General features: G+C 61.1%; 15 protein-coding genes. 9 read left to right on the top strand and 6 right to left on the bottom strand.

Features of this window, described 5'->3' with window-relative positions; translation table 11 throughout:
• Positions 1-19: 19 nt before the first annotated feature.
• Entirely contained in the window at positions 20-1249 is a 1230-nt protein-coding gene (locus QPJ95_RS12305) for a urate hydroxylase PuuD (protein ID WP_270917948.1), read from the bottom strand.
• Between the two features lie 98 nt (positions 1250-1347).
• Here QPJ95_RS12305 and QPJ95_RS12310 point away from each other — a divergent pair, with 98 nt between their 5' ends.
• Together QPJ95_RS12310 and QPJ95_RS12315 are read left to right on the top strand one after the other, a co-directional pair.
• Positions 1348-2289 carry a LysR family transcriptional regulator gene (locus QPJ95_RS12310; RefSeq protein WP_270917947.1) on the top strand — a complete coding sequence of 314 codons (942 nt, stop codon included), beginning with the start codon at positions 1348-1350 and terminating at the stop codon, positions 2287-2289.
• 228 nt (positions 2290-2517) lie between these two features.
• Positions 2518-2904: a DUF1761 domain-containing protein gene (locus QPJ95_RS12315; protein WP_270917946.1), complete on the top strand. Its 387-nt coding sequence runs from the start codon at positions 2518-2520 to the stop codon at positions 2902-2904.
• Positions 2905-3280: 376 nt separating this feature from the next.
• Here the strand turns inward: QPJ95_RS12315 and uraH are convergent, their stop codons facing one another.
• Positions 3281-3637 (bottom strand): hydroxyisourate hydrolase, encoded by a 357-nt coding sequence (gene uraH, locus QPJ95_RS12320; RefSeq protein WP_270918043.1) that lies wholly within the window; start codon positions 3635-3637, stop codon positions 3281-3283.
• Positions 3638-3792: 155 nt separating this feature from the next.
• On the opposite strand from uraH, the gene puuE reads away from it, so the two are divergent.
• From puuE to QPJ95_RS12335, 3 genes are all read left to right on the top strand, one after another.
• A complete protein-coding gene (gene puuE / locus QPJ95_RS12325) occupies positions 3793-5211 on the top strand; it encodes an allantoinase PuuE (protein WP_270917945.1) in 1419 nt (472 codons plus the stop codon).
• The gene (locus QPJ95_RS12330; RefSeq protein ID WP_270917944.1) at positions 5208-5693 is read left to right on the top strand and encodes an ureidoglycolate lyase; all 486 of its coding nucleotides are present in this window, start codon (positions 5208-5210) and stop codon (positions 5691-5693) included. Before puuE ends, QPJ95_RS12330 begins: the two co-directional genes overlap by 4 nt.
• Before the next feature lie 63 nt (positions 5694-5756).
• Positions 5757-7190, top strand: a complete 1434-nt coding sequence (locus QPJ95_RS12335) for a uracil-xanthine permease family protein (RefSeq protein WP_270917943.1) — start codon at positions 5757-5759, stop codon at positions 7188-7190.
• A gap of 137 nt (positions 7191-7327) precedes the next feature.
• Here QPJ95_RS12335 and QPJ95_RS12340 read toward each other — a convergent pair whose 3' ends face one another.
• The 3 genes from QPJ95_RS12340 to QPJ95_RS12350 all read right to left on the bottom strand — a co-directional run bounded on the left by QPJ95_RS12340 (position 7328) and on the right by QPJ95_RS12350 (position 9692).
• Positions 7328-8314, bottom strand: a complete 987-nt coding sequence (locus QPJ95_RS12340) for a type I glyceraldehyde-3-phosphate dehydrogenase (RefSeq protein ID WP_270917942.1) — start codon at positions 8312-8314, stop codon at positions 7328-7330.
• 133 nt (positions 8315-8447) lie between these two features.
• Positions 8448-8762, bottom strand: a complete 315-nt coding sequence (locus QPJ95_RS12345) for a hypothetical protein (protein WP_270917941.1) — start codon at positions 8760-8762, stop codon at positions 8448-8450.
• Between the two features lie 108 nt (positions 8763-8870).
• Entirely contained in the window at positions 8871-9692 is an 822-nt protein-coding gene (locus QPJ95_RS12350; RefSeq protein WP_270917940.1) for a bifunctional allantoicase/(S)-ureidoglycine aminohydrolase, read from the bottom strand.
• A gap of 189 nt (positions 9693-9881) precedes the next feature.
• On the opposite strand from QPJ95_RS12350, the gene QPJ95_RS12355 reads away from it, so the two are divergent.
• A complete protein-coding gene (locus QPJ95_RS12355) occupies positions 9882-10229 on the top strand; it encodes a hypothetical protein (protein ID WP_270917939.1) in 348 nt (115 codons plus the stop codon).
• 103 nt (positions 10230-10332) lie between these two features.
• On the opposite strand, the gene QPJ95_RS12360 is transcribed toward QPJ95_RS12355, so the two are convergent.
• Positions 10333-11109 (bottom strand): IclR family transcriptional regulator, encoded by a 777-nt coding sequence (locus tag QPJ95_RS12360; RefSeq protein ID WP_270917938.1) that lies wholly within the window; start codon positions 11107-11109, stop codon positions 10333-10335.
• A 153-nt stretch (positions 11110-11262) separates the two neighbouring features.
• On the opposite strand from QPJ95_RS12360, the gene QPJ95_RS12365 reads away from it, so the two are divergent.
• The 3 genes from QPJ95_RS12365 to gcvH all read left to right on the top strand — a co-directional run bounded on the left by QPJ95_RS12365 (position 11263) and on the right by gcvH (position 14531).
• A complete protein-coding gene (locus QPJ95_RS12365; RefSeq protein ID WP_270917937.1) occupies positions 11263-12579 on the top strand; it encodes an aromatic ring-hydroxylating dioxygenase subunit alpha in 1317 nt (438 codons plus the stop codon).
• A 25-nt stretch (positions 12580-12604) separates the two neighbouring features.
• Complete coding sequence (locus QPJ95_RS12370) at positions 12605-14068, top strand: glutamine synthetase family protein (RefSeq protein WP_270917936.1); 1464 nt, start codon at positions 12605-12607, stop codon at positions 14066-14068.
• A gap of 103 nt (positions 14069-14171) precedes the next feature.
• Positions 14172-14531, top strand: coding sequence for a glycine cleavage system protein GcvH (gene gcvH, locus QPJ95_RS12375; protein ID WP_270917935.1), 360 nt, complete (start codon positions 14172-14174; stop codon positions 14529-14531).
• Positions 14532-14552: the final 21 nt, after the last annotated feature.

Raw genomic sequence — 14552 nt, forward strand, 5'->3', positions numbered from 1 at the left:
CCGGTTACATCGGCGCCGGTTACATCTGCGCTGCGCGGTACCAGCGGCGGATAGCGGCGCGGTCTTCGGGGTCCATGAAGGTGACGTTGGCGGGGGGCATTGCATCGGTCACCCCGGCGTGCAGATAGATGGCATGCGCCTGCCGGGCCACATCGGCCTCACTTTCCAGCAGCACGCCTTTGGGCGCGCGGCGGATACCGTCCCAGAACGGTTCGCGCGCGTGGCACATGGAACAGCGGCCCAATACCAGCTCGTGGACCTCCTCAAAACCATCGGCCCGCGCCATCACCAGGGCGGTGCCGCGCAGCGCCGCCTGGTCCTCTCCGTCGCCGTCATTTTCCAGCCCAAGGGTGGACAGGATGATGATGCCGAGGAACAGCAGGGCGGTGACCAGCCAGGTCCAGGTCGGGTTGCCTTTGCGGGCGTGGCGGCTGTTGAAATAGTGGCGGATGGTCACTCCCATCAGGAACACCAGGGCTGCAATCAGCCAGTTGTACTGGCTGGCAAAGGCCAGTGGGTAATGGTTCGACAGCATCAGGAAGATCACTGGCAGGGTGAGGTAGTTGTTATGGGTCGAGCGCAGTTTGGCGATCTTGCCGTATTTGGCGTCTGGGGTGCGCCCCGCCTGCAGGTCGGCCACCACGATGCGCTGGTTTGGCATGATGATGAAGAACACATTGGCGGTCATGATGGTGGCGGTAAAGGCGCCCAGATGCAGCATCATGGCACGGCCGGTGAACACCTGATTTAAGGCCCAGCCCATCACCACCAGCAGCACAAACAGCAGCACCATCAGCAGGGTCGGGCGCTCGGCCAGACCGGATTTGCACAGGCGGTCATAGATCAGCCAGCCCACCGACAGCGAGGCCGCCGAGATGGCAATGCCCTGCCACAGCATCAGGTCGGCTTTGGACTGATCAATCAGGAACAGCTCTCCGCCCGCCCAATAGACCACCATCAGCAGCGCCGCACCGCTGAGCCAGGTCGAATAGCTCTCCCATTTGAACCAGGTCAGGTGCTCGGGCATCTCAGATGGCGCCACCAGGTATTTGCGCACATGGTAAAACCCGCCGCCATGCACCTGCCATTCCTCACCGTGGGCGCCGGCGGGCAGATCGGCTGCCTTGCGCAGGCCAAGGTCCAGAGCAATGAAATAGAACGAGGAGCCGATCCAGGCGATGGCGGTAATCACATGCAGCCAGCGCAGGGCAAAGCCCAGCCAATCCCACATCATCAGAAGTTCAAACATTGGAGGCCCCATCATTGTTGTTTGTCTGCACACTAGGCAAGACATGCATTATTCGGTATTCCCGCATATTATCAAACTGTATCAAAAAAAATGGAACAATGTCTTATCTCGATAACATTCGGACCTTTGTAAGGGTCTATGAGCTGGGCTCGATGTCTGCGGCCGGCCGGGATCTGCGGATTTCGCCGGCGGTGACCTCGGCGCGGATATCGCAGCTTGAGGATTATCTTGGGGTGCGTCTGTTTCAGCGCACCACCCGCAATCTGACTGCAACCGAGCAGGGCAAGGCGTTCTATAGCGGCGCGGTGACGGTGCTGGAAACCGTGGACGCCGCCGAGGCCAAGGTGATGCATCTGACCGAGGTGCCGCGCGGCTCGTTGTTTGTGGCGGCCCCACTTGGGGCCGGGCGGAGATTGCTGGCACCTCAGGTGCCAAATTTTCTGGCCGAGTACCCCGAGATGAGCATTCGGCTGCGATTGACGGACCGGTCGGTGGATCTGACCACCGAGGGGCTGGATCTGGCCTTTTTCCTGGGTCAGCCCGAGGACAGCAACCTGCGAATCCGCAAGATCGCGGATTGTCAGCGCATTCTCTGTGCCTCGCCGGGCTATCTGGCGCGACAGGGCATGCCTAACAATGGTGCAGATCTGGTCGGTGGCAACCATGTCTGTCTGAATCTGAGATTTCCCGGCGCGGCGGAATTTCAGTGGATGCTGGACACCCCAGAGGGGCCAAAGCGCTATGCTGTTTCGGGGCGGTATGAATGTGATGATGGCGATGTTCTGACCGACTGGGCGCTGAGCGGCCAGGGCATTGCGCTGAAACCTGTGTTCGAGGTGGCGGATCATCTCTGTGAGGGGCGGCTGATCCCGGTGGCGACCCAGACACCGCCGCTGCCTGTTCAAATGGCCTGCCTCTATACTCATCGTCGTCACCAGGATCCCAAAACCCGCCTGTTCATGGATTTCATGACCGAGCATATGGCGCGCACCATTCGCGAGGCCGAGGCGCGGGTGGCAAAGATGATCTCCCGCCTCTGACGGTGCCTGACGGCCCCGTGCAGAGTTTGGGCATGGCACCGCGCAGGCGCGCTGCGGGACAGTGCAAGATCCTGAAACGTCGGCACTCTGTTGCGGTCATTGGACTGAAGGGCGCGGCGTTTGGCAGGCTGAGTTAACTATTGGTTGACTGCATTGTTAACGGCGTGGTTAATTATGAAACGGTGCGATCGGCGCGATATTTTGGTGTGACTAAAAAGGGGATGATTTATGGCAGAGCTTTTTGACGGTGTGAGCTGGGCGGGGGTTGTTTCAGGGGCTATTGCGGCGTTCCTGCTGGGCTGGCTGTGGTATTCGCCGAAGCTGTTTGGAGCAAAATGGGCCGAAGGTGTCGGGGTCCGGATGGGCGCGGCTGATGAGATGCCCAAAGCCGCTATGGGGGTCCAAGTTCTGGGCCTGTTTCTGGTGAGCTGGCTGGTTGGGGTCACCGCTGTCTCGGAGGCCTTGGCGACCATTATTCTGGCTGTGGTCGCGTTTTCCGTAATGGGCTATGCCGGCGGGATGTTTCGCAACAACGGCCGCTATGCGCGCCGGGTGGATGCCGGTTATTGGCTGGCCAGTGTTGTGGTCATGGTGATTTGTCAGGGAATTTTCTGACCCAGGGGTTGCTGCGGTCCTGCGGGTTGGCCGCAGCGGAACTGGGCTCGGTGATGAAAGCCACCCCCGTGATGACGGGTGGGTGATGACTGACTGAAGACGGGTGATTGCCGGTGGGTGCTAGCTGATGGAGAGGCCAAAAGGGGGGGCTCCTGCCCCTACCGGGTTGGGCGTGGCAGCGCGCGTGCCGCGCGCTGTGGACAGGTTGCCAGGGTTTTGCCCATCGCAGGTGCCGCAGTGCCGGGCACGGCAGGTACGATAACTTTGGGCACCGCAGGTGCATTAAGCTTCGGGCACCGCAGGTGCCACGCCCAACGGGCAGGGTTGCATCTTTGATGCGCACCTGCCGGGCGGGAGAACACCGCTGGTTTGCGGGTCAGCTGCCGCGGTAGGTGGAGTAGCCAAAGGCCGACAGCAACAGTGGCACGTGGTAGTGGGCGCTGGCGTCGCTGATGCCAAAGCGGATGGGGACCTGATCCAGAAACAGCGGCTCGGGCAGGGTTTGGCTGCTGGCACGCAGGTAATCTCCGGCCTGGAACACCAGCTCATAGGTGCCAATGGCAAACCCATCTTGCGGCAGGATCGGCGTGTTGGTGCGCCCGTCGCTGTTGGTCTGCATCTCAGCCAGCTGGCTGCGGCTGTCGCCCTCAATGCGAAAGAGCGTGATTTTCAGCCCTGCTGCCGGGCAGCCCTGGGCGGTATCCAGAACATGAGTGGTCAGATAACCGGTCATCTTGGGGTCTCCTTTTGCCTGATCCAACCCCTGACGCAGACCGGCAGTAGTTGCAAACGTGGCGGCTTTGACAGTGTCTTCGGGAAAATTTGAAAAACCGCTCTCATCTTCTGCCATAGTAAGGGGTGATCTCATAGGTTGAAAGGCCAGGCACTATGACCAGATATCCGCGCGACATGATAGGATACGGCGCCACGCCACCAAATGCGCAGTGGCCCGGCGGCGCCAAGGTGGCGGTGCAGTTTGTGCTGAATTTCGAGGAGGGCGGCGAGAACAATATCCTGCATGGCGATGCCGCCTCCGAGGCCTTTCTGTCCGATATTCCCGGCGCGGCGCCCTGGCAGGGGCAGCGGCACTGGAACATGGAGTCGATCTATGAATACGGCGCCCGGGCCGGGTTCTGGCGGCTGCACCGGTTGTTCACCGGCGCGGAGATCCCGGTCACCATCTACGGGGTTGCCAGCGCATTGGCGCGCTGCCCCGATCAGCTGGCGGCGATGAAATCGGCAGATTGGGAGATCGCCAGTCACGGCTTGAAATGGGTCGAGCACAAGGACATGGGTGAGGATGAAGAACGCGCCGCAATCGCCGAGGCGGTGCGTCTGCACACAGAGGTGGTCGGCAGCCGCCCGCGCGGCTGGTACACCGGGCGCTGCAGTGTCAACACGGTGCGGCTGGTGACGGAGGCGGGCGGGTTTGATTATATCTCGGACACCTATGACGACGATCTGCCCTATTGGCGCGAGCAGGGCGAGCGCGATCAGCTGATCATCCCCTATACGCTGGAAGCCAATGACATGCGCTTTGCCACCGCGCCGGGCTATACCACCGGCGAGCAGTTCTTCTCGTATCTGAAGGACGCCTTTGATGTTTTATATGCCGAGGGCGAGGCCGGCGCTGCCAAGATGATGTCGATCGGGCTGCATTGTCGACTGATCGGCCGGCCCGGCAAGATCGCCGGGCTAAAGCGGTTCATTGATTATATTCAGGGCTTTGACGGGGTCTGGTGTCCGCGTCGTATTGAGATCGCTGAGCATTGGGCCAAGACCCACCCGCATCAGCGTTACGCACGCCCCACCCGGATGGACCGCGCGACATTTGTCGGCAATTACGGCTCGATCTTTGAGCATTCGCCCTGGATTGCCGAGCGAGCCTTTGAGCTGGAGCTGGGCCCGGCGCATGACACTGCCACCGGGCTGCACAATGCGCTGGCGCGGATGTTCCGCTCGGCCAGTCAGGCGGAGCGGTTGGGTGTATTGATGGCGCACCCGGATCTGGCCGGAAAGCTGGCGGCGGCGGGGCGGCTGACGGCGGAAAGCACGGGCGAGCAGGCGGCGGCGGGGCTGGACCTGCTGACCGACGATGAGCGTGAGACGTTTACCCGAATGAATGGCGACTATGTCGCCAAGCACGGCTTTCCCTTTATCATTGCGGTGCGCGACTACGATAAACCCAGTATTCTGGCAGCGTTTCACAGCCGCATCAACAACAGCCGTGAGGTGGAATTTGCCGAGGCCTGCAAACAGGTGGAGCGAATTGCCGAATTCCGTCTGCGCGATGTGTTGCCGTCATGAGCCAAATAATCATCCAACCGCTGAGTGCCGAAAAATTCGCTCGCTTTGGCGAGGTGCTGGAGCTGAAAGCGCAGCCCGACAAGCTGATCAATCAGGGGCTATGTGGGCGTCATCACGATCTGGCGGCGCTGGCCTTCTCAGGAGGGCGGGCCGGGATCTCGCTGTTTGATGCTGAACCGCGCAGCCTGCCGTATAAGCTGGAGATGGTCGAGCGTCACCCAGATGGCAGTCAGGCGTTTATTCCGATGTCGCAGACCAGCTTTCTGGTCATTGTCGCGCCGGATGAGGGCGGCAAGCCGGGCAGACCGCTGGCGTTTGAGACCACGCCGGGGCAGGCGATCAACTTGGCAAGGGGCACCTGGCACGGGGTTTTGACACCGCTGTCGGCGCCGGGGTTGTTTGCCGTTGTCGACCGGATTGGTCCCGGCATGAATCTGGAAGAGCACTGGTTCGAGGCTCCATTTACCATATCACGCATTTAACACCAAAGCTGCCCGCCAAAGAGGTGGCTTGGTAATATTCCAACCAACAAGAGGGACAAAGACATGAGTCATGGAAGCATCGGGACGCCGCAGCAATTGCGCGACCCCAATTACACCCCCGCCCTGTCGCGGGCGATCCCGCTGGGCATCCAGCATGTGCTGGCAATGTTTGTATCAAACGTAACACCTGCCATTATCGTCGCCGGGGCGGCGGGCTTTGGCTTTGGCTCGAATTCGCCCGATTTCCCCGAGCTGCTGTATATGATCCAGATGTCGATGCTGTTTGCCGGTGTCGCGACGCTGTTGCAGACGGTGACTATTGGCTCGGTGGGGGCAGCGCTGCCGATTGTGCAGGGCACCAGCTTTGCCTTTTTGCCGATCATGATTCCGCTGGTGGCGGGGCGCGGCGTCGATGCGCTGGCGGCGCTGTATGGCGGCGTTATTATCGGCGGTATTTTCCATGCGGCACTGGGGCTGGTGATCGGCAAGATCCGCTTTGCGCTGCCGCCATTGGTGACCGGACTGGTGGTGACGATGATCGGGCTGATGCTGGTCAAGGTTGGCATCCAGTATGCTGCCGGTGGGGTGCCGGCAAAAATGTCCGGCGCTGCTGAATATGGCTCGTTGCTGAACTGGTCGGCGGCACTGGTGGTGATTGTGGTCACTCTGGGGCTCAAGTTCTTTACCCGTGGCATGTTGTCGATCTCGGCCGTATTGCTGGGCTTGGTGGTGGGCTATGGCTATGCGCTGATGATGGGTATGGTCTCGGTTGAGGCGATTGGCAGCAGCTGGTCGCGGGCCGCTGTCTTTGCGCTGCCGATGCCGTTCAAATACGGCTTTGAGTTCTCGCTGGCGGCGGTCCTGGGTTTTTGCCTGATGGCTTTTGTCTCGGCGGTTGAGACCGTTGGCGATGTCAGTGGCATCACTCGGGGCGGTGCGGGTCGTGAGGCGACGGACGCGGAAATCACTGGTGCGACCTATGCGGATGGGTTTGGCACTGCACTTGCCGGGGTGTTTGGCGGGCTGCCCAATACTTCGTTCAGCCAGAACGTCGGGCTGATCGCCATGACCGGTGTGATGAGCCGCCATGTGGTGACCATCGGCGCCATTTTTCTGATCATCTGCGGGTTGGTGCCCAAGGTGGGCGCCATCATCCGCACCATCCCGATCGAAGTGCTGGGCGGCGGTGTCATCGTGATGTTTGGCATGGTGGTTGCCGCTGGTATTTCGATGCTGTCGGATGTGGACTGGAACCGCCGCAACATGGTGATCTTTGCCATCTCGCTGTCGATCGGTCTGGGGTTGCAGCTGGAGCCCGATGCGGTGAAGCATCTGCCAGACAGCTTGCGCATTCTGATGACCTCAGGCCTGTTGCCGGCCGCGCTGCTCGCGATTGTGCTGAACCTGGTGTTGCCACAGGAGCTGCCGGATGAGGCCACCGATGAAGTGTCCGGTGGACATGCGGGCCAGGGGGAAGGATCGCTGCCTGGCGAATAGGAAGTGAGGGTGCGAGGGGCCAGCCCCTCGCGCTCCCCGGAGTATTTTGACAAAGAAGAAGACTGGGGGAAGACTGGGGGAAGACTGGGCGTTGCTGCTGGAGGCGGCCCTTGTTTTTTGGCGCTAAGCGGGCGTTGTTATTGAGCCGCCATCCGCTGTGCCACATCCAGCATGCGGGCGGAAAAGCCCCACTCATTGTCGTACCAGCCGAACAGCCGCAGCTGATGGTCTCCCACCATGCGGGTTTCCGGCGCGGCGATGATCAGCGATTCAGGGCGGGCGCGCAGGTCGGACGACACCAGTGGCATCTCGGTCCAGCCCAGTACGGGGGAGGCGGCAACGGCCTCTTTCAAGGTGGCCAGAAATTCCTTTTCGCGGCTGGGCTGTGACAGCTGCACCACCAGATCCACGGCGGAGACAGAGGCGCTGGGCACCCGCACTGCGGAGCCGCTGATGCGGCCGGCCAGATGGGGCAATACCAAGTCGATCAGTTGGGTCGCCGAGGAAGAAGTCGGCACCATCGACAAGGCGCCGCCACGGGAGCGGGCAAAATCACCACGCGGAGCATCCACCATGGGCTGCGAGTTGGTATAGCAGTGGATGGTGGTCATATGGGCGGTTTCGATGCCGGCAATCTGGTCCACCAGACTGAGCAGCGGTGCCAGCGCATTGGTGGTGCAGGAGGCATTGGAGACAATCCGGGCGCCTGTCAGCGCTGCGTCATTGGCGCCAAGCACCACCGTTTGCTCGGCAGCGGGTGAGGGACCTGAGATCAGGACCTTACCGGCCCCCGCTGCCAGGCCGCGCTCGGCCACGTCCGAGCTGCGGGCAATGCCGGTGCATTCCAGCACCACATCAACGCCGCTCAGATCGGCCTGGGTGAGGTCGGCAAACTGGCTGACAGGGATCGAGCGCCCCATCACCTGCAGTGTATTGTTGCCCATCTCCACCGGTGCGGGGAAGGGGCCAAAGGTGCTGTCGTACTGGAACAGGTAGGCGCACATCTCCAGGGGGGCGATGTCGTTGATCAGCACCACGTCGATGTCTTCGCCGCGGCGCGTGGTGAGCAGCTGGCGCAGGATGGCGCGGCCAATGCGGCCAAATCCGTTGATTGCAATTTTCATCTGATAGCTATGGCAGGGGATAGGGTCTGGCTCAATCCACCTTGAGGTGAAATTTGATCACATTTTGGGGCGGCAAATGTTTCAACATTGCCAAAGCCCAGTCGGGCACAGTCGAGCCGAGCCTGAATGGGCTTTACCGGGGGCAGATCATCTGCGCAGCGTAAGAGCCATCAATGGATTTCACCATCGTATCAATATTGGCGCTGCAACCGGTGGCCGCCTTGAAGGCGCGTACGGCCTGGCGGGAGCCGATCATGGCGGGTGGGCGGAACGGGAGCAGCTCCTCGTTCAGCCGGGTGGCGCGAAACCGCCCCGGTGCGTCTTTGACCGGGGTCACAACCCAAATGCGGCCCAATATCGAGACTTGCTTACCCTCGGCCTCTTTGGCCTGTGCCAGCGGGGTCATCGTCAGGGCCAATGTGGCGGCCAGGATCAGGGGCTTCAACATACCAATTCTCCGCATAAAATCACTGTGCCGCAACTCTAACGCAGGTTGCGGCACATGCAATGGCTAACGGTTCAGTTCAATTAGCCCAGCCCCTTTAGCCCAGCCCCTTTAGCCGAGTGGCATGTGGCGATTGACGTCCTTGTACAGCAGATAGCGGAACCGGCCCGGCCCGCCGGCATAGCAGGCCTGAGGGCAGAAGGCGCGCAGCCACATGAAGTCGCCGGCCTCGACCTCGACCCAGTCTTGGTTCAGCTTGTAGACAGCCTTGCCCTCGAGCACGAACAGCCCGTGTTCCATCACATGGGTTTCGAGAAAGGGAATGACGCCGCCGGGTTCAAAGTTGACCACGGTGACATGCATGTCGTGGCGCATGTCCGCAGGATCCATAAACCGGGTGGTGGACCAGCGGCCTTCGGTGTCGGGCATCACATTGGGGGCAATGTCCTGTTCGTTGACCACAAAGGCGGCGGGTTTTTGCACCCCGGGGGCCGATTGCCATTGTTTACGGATCCAGTGGAAGGCGGCGGTGTCGGCGCTGCTGTTGCGGATAGACCAGTCACTGGCAGCGGGGAGATAGGCAAAGCTGCCGGGGGTCAATGTGTGGGCGGCGCCGTCGATGGTCAGTTGCAGGGTACCTTGGGTGACAAACAGCCCCGCCTGTGCGGTTGCATCGCTTTCTGGTGCGTCTGAGCCACCGCCCGGTTGCAGCTCGACGATATACTGCGAGAAGGTCTCGGCGAAACCGCTGAGCGGGCGGGCAATCACCCACATCCGCATGCCGTCCCAGCCGGGCAGGAACGAGGTGACGATGTCGCGCATGGTGCCTTTGGGGATCACCGCATAGGCATCGGTGAACATCGCCCGGTCGGTCAGCAATTGGTCTTGCCCCGGATGGCCGCCCTGAGGCGTGTGGTAGCTGGGCTGTGCCATTGGCAGATCCTTTTCTGTGAGTCTGCGGTAACTATGGCCGCGCCGCCGGGTGGGTGAAAGATGGTCTTGGCCAATAGCATTCTTCGCAATTATTTGAATATCGCGCAGCTGGCTTTGGACAAAACGCGGGGCGCGGTGTATCGCAGAGGCAGAGCTGCCGTGGTGGCATTGTATTTCCGAGGGTCCAATATGAGAAAAATTCTGAGCGCCTGTGCCATTCTGGTTGCCATGAGCGGCGTTGCCGAGGCCAAACCGCTGTCGCGGATGCTGGCTGACTCGGGGTTGAGCAGCGAAGATTTTGACATGATGGGGCAGTATGCTGGCGGGTTGTATGAGCGCGGCGCGCCCAGGGTGGGGGCAGTGGCGCAGTGGTCCAATGACAGCAGTGGCGCTTCGGGCAAGGTGACATTGGATGCGATCAGCGGCAATTGCGTGTCGCTGCGCCACGTGGCAATGGCGGCTGGCAAGGACAAGCCGGTGCTGATCCATGTGCGGCGCTGCAAGAACGCCGATGGTCTCTGGCTGCTGCAGCCCTGATGGGCCGCAGCCCGAGCCGCAGCTGCAGCTGATCTAGCGTGGCTTCGAGGGGTGAAGCCTAGCCAGGGCCCTGGGCAGAGCTATGTGACTACAGGTCAGGCGGTTACAGCCCGACGACGGCTTTTGTCTGGCGCAGTTCGGCGGCGCATAACTGGAGCTCACGCAGGATTTTCTCTGGTCGGTGTTGGTCGCCCAAGCCGCGCGGCGCCGAGCTGCCGACAACCACTGGCGTGTCACCGGGGCGCGACACCACAACCGCATAGCCAATGATCCCCGATTCAAATTCGCTGTCGGTGACAACCAGCCCATCCTGACGGGCCTGATCAATCCGTTCAATGATGGTGGCATGGTCCTGAATCGACAGATCTGTGTGGCCGGGGCTGGGGTCTTTTTTGACCAGAGCCGCAGCCTGCTCGGACGGCAGGCAGGCCATCAGCATTCGGCCCAGACTGGTGTGGATCAGCGGGATGCGGGCGCCGGCCGTAAAACCATAGGTCACTGGGCTGTGACCCACGGTAGACTGGGCTAGCAGCAGCACCTGCTCGTTGTCCAGCATGGCCAGGGTGATTTCGGCGCCGAGGCTGCTGGCGCGGTGATCCAGCACCGGCTGGACCCGCAGGCCAAATTGATTGGCCTGCAAAAATCCGCCGGCCAGTTCCAGCACTCTGGGTGTCAGCGATAACATCCGCCCGTCCTGACGCAGATAGCCGGCCTGTACCAGGGTCAGGGCGCCACGCCGTGCGGTGGCCCGATCCTGACCTGTTCGGCGGGCGATCTCGGCCAGGCTCATGCTTGGGCTGGCGGCGTCAAAAACGGCCAATACAGCCAAGCCTTTGGCAAAGCTGGATGAAATATTTCGATCTTGGCCGTTGTTTGACATCAGTGTCCCCGTAACTTTCCCCGTAAAAAACGCCCGACCATGCTTGACAGCCTTGCAATGCTCTTGCAGTTTGATCGTAAGGTACGACCAATAGTTCGCCATACGAACAACGTCAAGCCAGCATTTTCGACTTGCCAGCGAACAGGGGTAGCCATGATCAGCCAGGAAATGAATGATAGTCTCACCCGGGTGGGACCAGGAAGCGACGCCGGAGAGGTGTTGCGCCGTTACTGGCAGCCCGCGGCATTGCTGGACGAGCTGGAACAGGGCCGCCCGGTGGTGCCGGTGAGGCTGCTGGGCGAAGATCTGGTGTTGTTCCGCGATAGTGAGGGCGAACTGGGGCTGATCGGCCGTCACTGCCCCCATCGCGGCGCTGATATGTGTTTCGGCCGACTTGAAGACAACGGGCTGCGCTGTCCGTTTCATGGCTGGCATTTTGATCGCAACGGCCAGTGCGTTGAGCAACCGGGAGAGCCCGAAGGCAGCCGCATGCACGAGAAGATCAAATCGGTGTCTTATCCGGTGGTTGAGAAGAACGGCATTGTCTGGGCCTATATGGGACCGGGAGAGCCGCCGGCTTTCCCAAATTTCGACTGTTTTCGCGCCCCCAGCAGCCATGTGTTTGCCTTCAAGGGCCTGTGGAAATGCAACTGGCTGCAGGCCTTGGAGGTTGGCATCGACCCGGCGCATGCCTCGTTTCTGCACCGATTCCTGCAAGACGAAGACAGCGCTGACAGTTATGGCAAGCAGTTTCGCGACACGGCGGCGGATAGCGGCATTCCGATCACCAAGGTGCTGCGCGACTATCCGCGCCCGGATATCAGTGTTGACGAGACCGACTATGGTCTGCGGCTGACCGCGCTGCGTCACCTGGACAATGGCCAGACCCATGTGCGTGTCACCAACCAGATCTTCCCTGAAGCGATTAGTATTCCGATGTCGCGTGAGATGATCATCACCCAGTGGCATGTGCCGATCGACGACGAAAATTGCTATTGGTATTCGATGTTCACCAGCTACACCGATCCGGTCGACAAAGACCTGATGCGGCAACAGCGGTTAAAGGAACACCGGCTGCCCGACTATGCACCCCTGAAAGATGCCTCGAACAATTACGGCTATGATGCGGCTGAGCAGGCAACCGAGACCTATACTGGCATGGGGCTGGATATCAACGTCCACGACCAGTGGGCGGTGGAGAGCCTGGGGGCGATACAGGATCGCACGCAGGAGCATCTTGGCAAGACGGATATCGCCATTATTCGCTATCGTCGAATGCTGCGCGCAGCCATTGCGGCGGTCAAAGAGGGCCGCTATCAGGACCTGCCGATGCAGAAGGGTCTGGACCTCACCACCCTGTTTGGCCCAGTGTCCAATGATGCGATTGCCAAAGACGGCGACTGGAGCAAGGCCACGGCCGTGGCGGATGCGGCACGCCGTGCGGCTTGCCCCTGGGACGCCACTGTCTAAGCCAACCTAACGCTGGGAGCGCAGCATGCGTGATGATTTTAGGGCTGGGAAACTGGCCCAGATGGGGCTGTTGTCTGACGATGACCGGGCCAAGGCGGCAGATCTTGTGGCGCAGGTGCGGTCCGAGGGTATTGAAACCGTGCGGGTGCTGTTTGTCGATCAGCACGGCATTCTGCGCGGTAAAACCATTGTCGCCAGCGCCTTTGACTCGGTGTTTGGCGCCGGGCTGGCGGTGCCCTCGACCCTGTTGCTGAAAGACACCTCGCACCGCACCGCCTTTGATGTGTGGTCCCCCGCCAGTGCCAGTTCCAGTGCCTGTGACGCCGGGCCGATGCAGGGGGCCGGCGATGTGCTGCTGGTGCCCTGTCCCGATACCTTTCGGGTGCTGCCCTGGTCACCGCATTCGGCCTGGATCTTTTGTGACGTGGTGTTTCGCAATGGCCGCCCGGTGCCGTTCGGCTCGCGGCATGTGCTGCGCTCGGCGATGGACCAGCTGGCCGATCAGGGCATGGCAGCGGTGATCGGGCTGGAGGTTGAATTTCACATCTTCGAGCGCCTTGACAGTGCCCGGGGGCATCAGCAGTCCGGCATGCCGGGCACCCCGGTTGAGACCCGCAATCTGGCGCAGGGCTATCAGTTTCTGACCGAGGCCCGCTATGGCGAGCTGGAGGCGATACTCGACACCCTGCGGCGCGCGGCGCAGGGGCTGGGGCTGGCGGTGCGCTCGGTTGAGGTGGAGATGGGCCCCAGTCAGGTTGAATTTACCTTTGACCCGGCGGATCCGATGACCCAGGCCGACGCCATGGTGATGTTTCGCAGCATGGTCAAACAGGTCTGCGCGGCGCAGGGGCTGCATGCCAGTTTCATGGCCAAGCCGCGGCTGGAAAACACCTGTGCCAATGGCTGGCACATCCATCAGTCGTTGCTGGATCTGACCACTGGCCGCAACCTGTTCATGCCGGACGAGGGCGGCGGGCTGACGCCGCAGGCCAGCGGCTGGATCGCCGGGTTGCTGAAGCACGCCGCCGCCGCCTCGGTGCTGATTGCGCCCAGTGTGAACAGCTACAAACGCTATCTGCCGTTCCAGCTGGCGCCAAACCGGATCCAGTGGGGACAGGACAACCGTGGTGCGATGCTGCGGGCGCTGCTGCAAGAGGGCGATCCTGCCAGCCGGATCGAGAACCGGGCACCGGATACCTCGGCCAATCCCTATTATGCGCTTGCTGCGCAGCTGATTGCCGGCGCCGAGGGCATTGCCAATGGCCGTGTCGCACCGGCCCCCACATTGTCGCCTTATGAGGGGAGCGATCTGCAACTGCCGCGCTCATTGGGGGATGCGCTGCAGGCATTTGAGGGCTCAAAGCTGTTCCGCCAGTCGCTGGGGGATGAGTTCGCCGACTATCTGCTGCATCTCAAACACTTTGAGTGGAACCGCTATCTGAACACCGTCAGTGAGTGGGAGCAGGCGGAATATTTCAACCTTTATTGAGGGTGGGGTGCCGCGCGCTCGCGACGTTTGCGGCTTGATCGGGGGCGGCGCGATTGATAGCCTGTCGCAAAAGTAAAATCCTTGGGTCAAAGGGAAACCAAAGATGAAATTCACTGAAGAACATGAATGGCTGCTGCCTGAAGGCGATCTGATTATCGTTGGCATCACCGCGCATGCCGCCGAGCAACTGGGCGATGTTGTGTTTCTCGAATTGCCGGAGGCCGGCATGGAAGTGACCAAGGACGAAGAGGTTGTGGTGATTGAATCGGTCAAGGCCGCTTCGGACATCCTGTCGCCGCTGGACGGCGAGATTGTTGAGGTCAATGAGAGCCTGGCTGACACACCGGGACTGGTCAACGAGGATGCCCAGGGCGGTGCCTGGTTCTTCAAGATCAAAGCCTCGGATCTGTCGGTGATGGATGATTATATGGACGAGGCCGAGTACCAGAAGTTTATCGGCTGAGCCGTCGGCGGGTCCTCAGGC

Source organism: Parasedimentitalea psychrophila, from assembly GCF_030285785.1.
GTDB classification, from domain to species: domain Bacteria; phylum Pseudomonadota; class Alphaproteobacteria; order Rhodobacterales; family Rhodobacteraceae; genus Parasedimentitalea; species Parasedimentitalea psychrophila.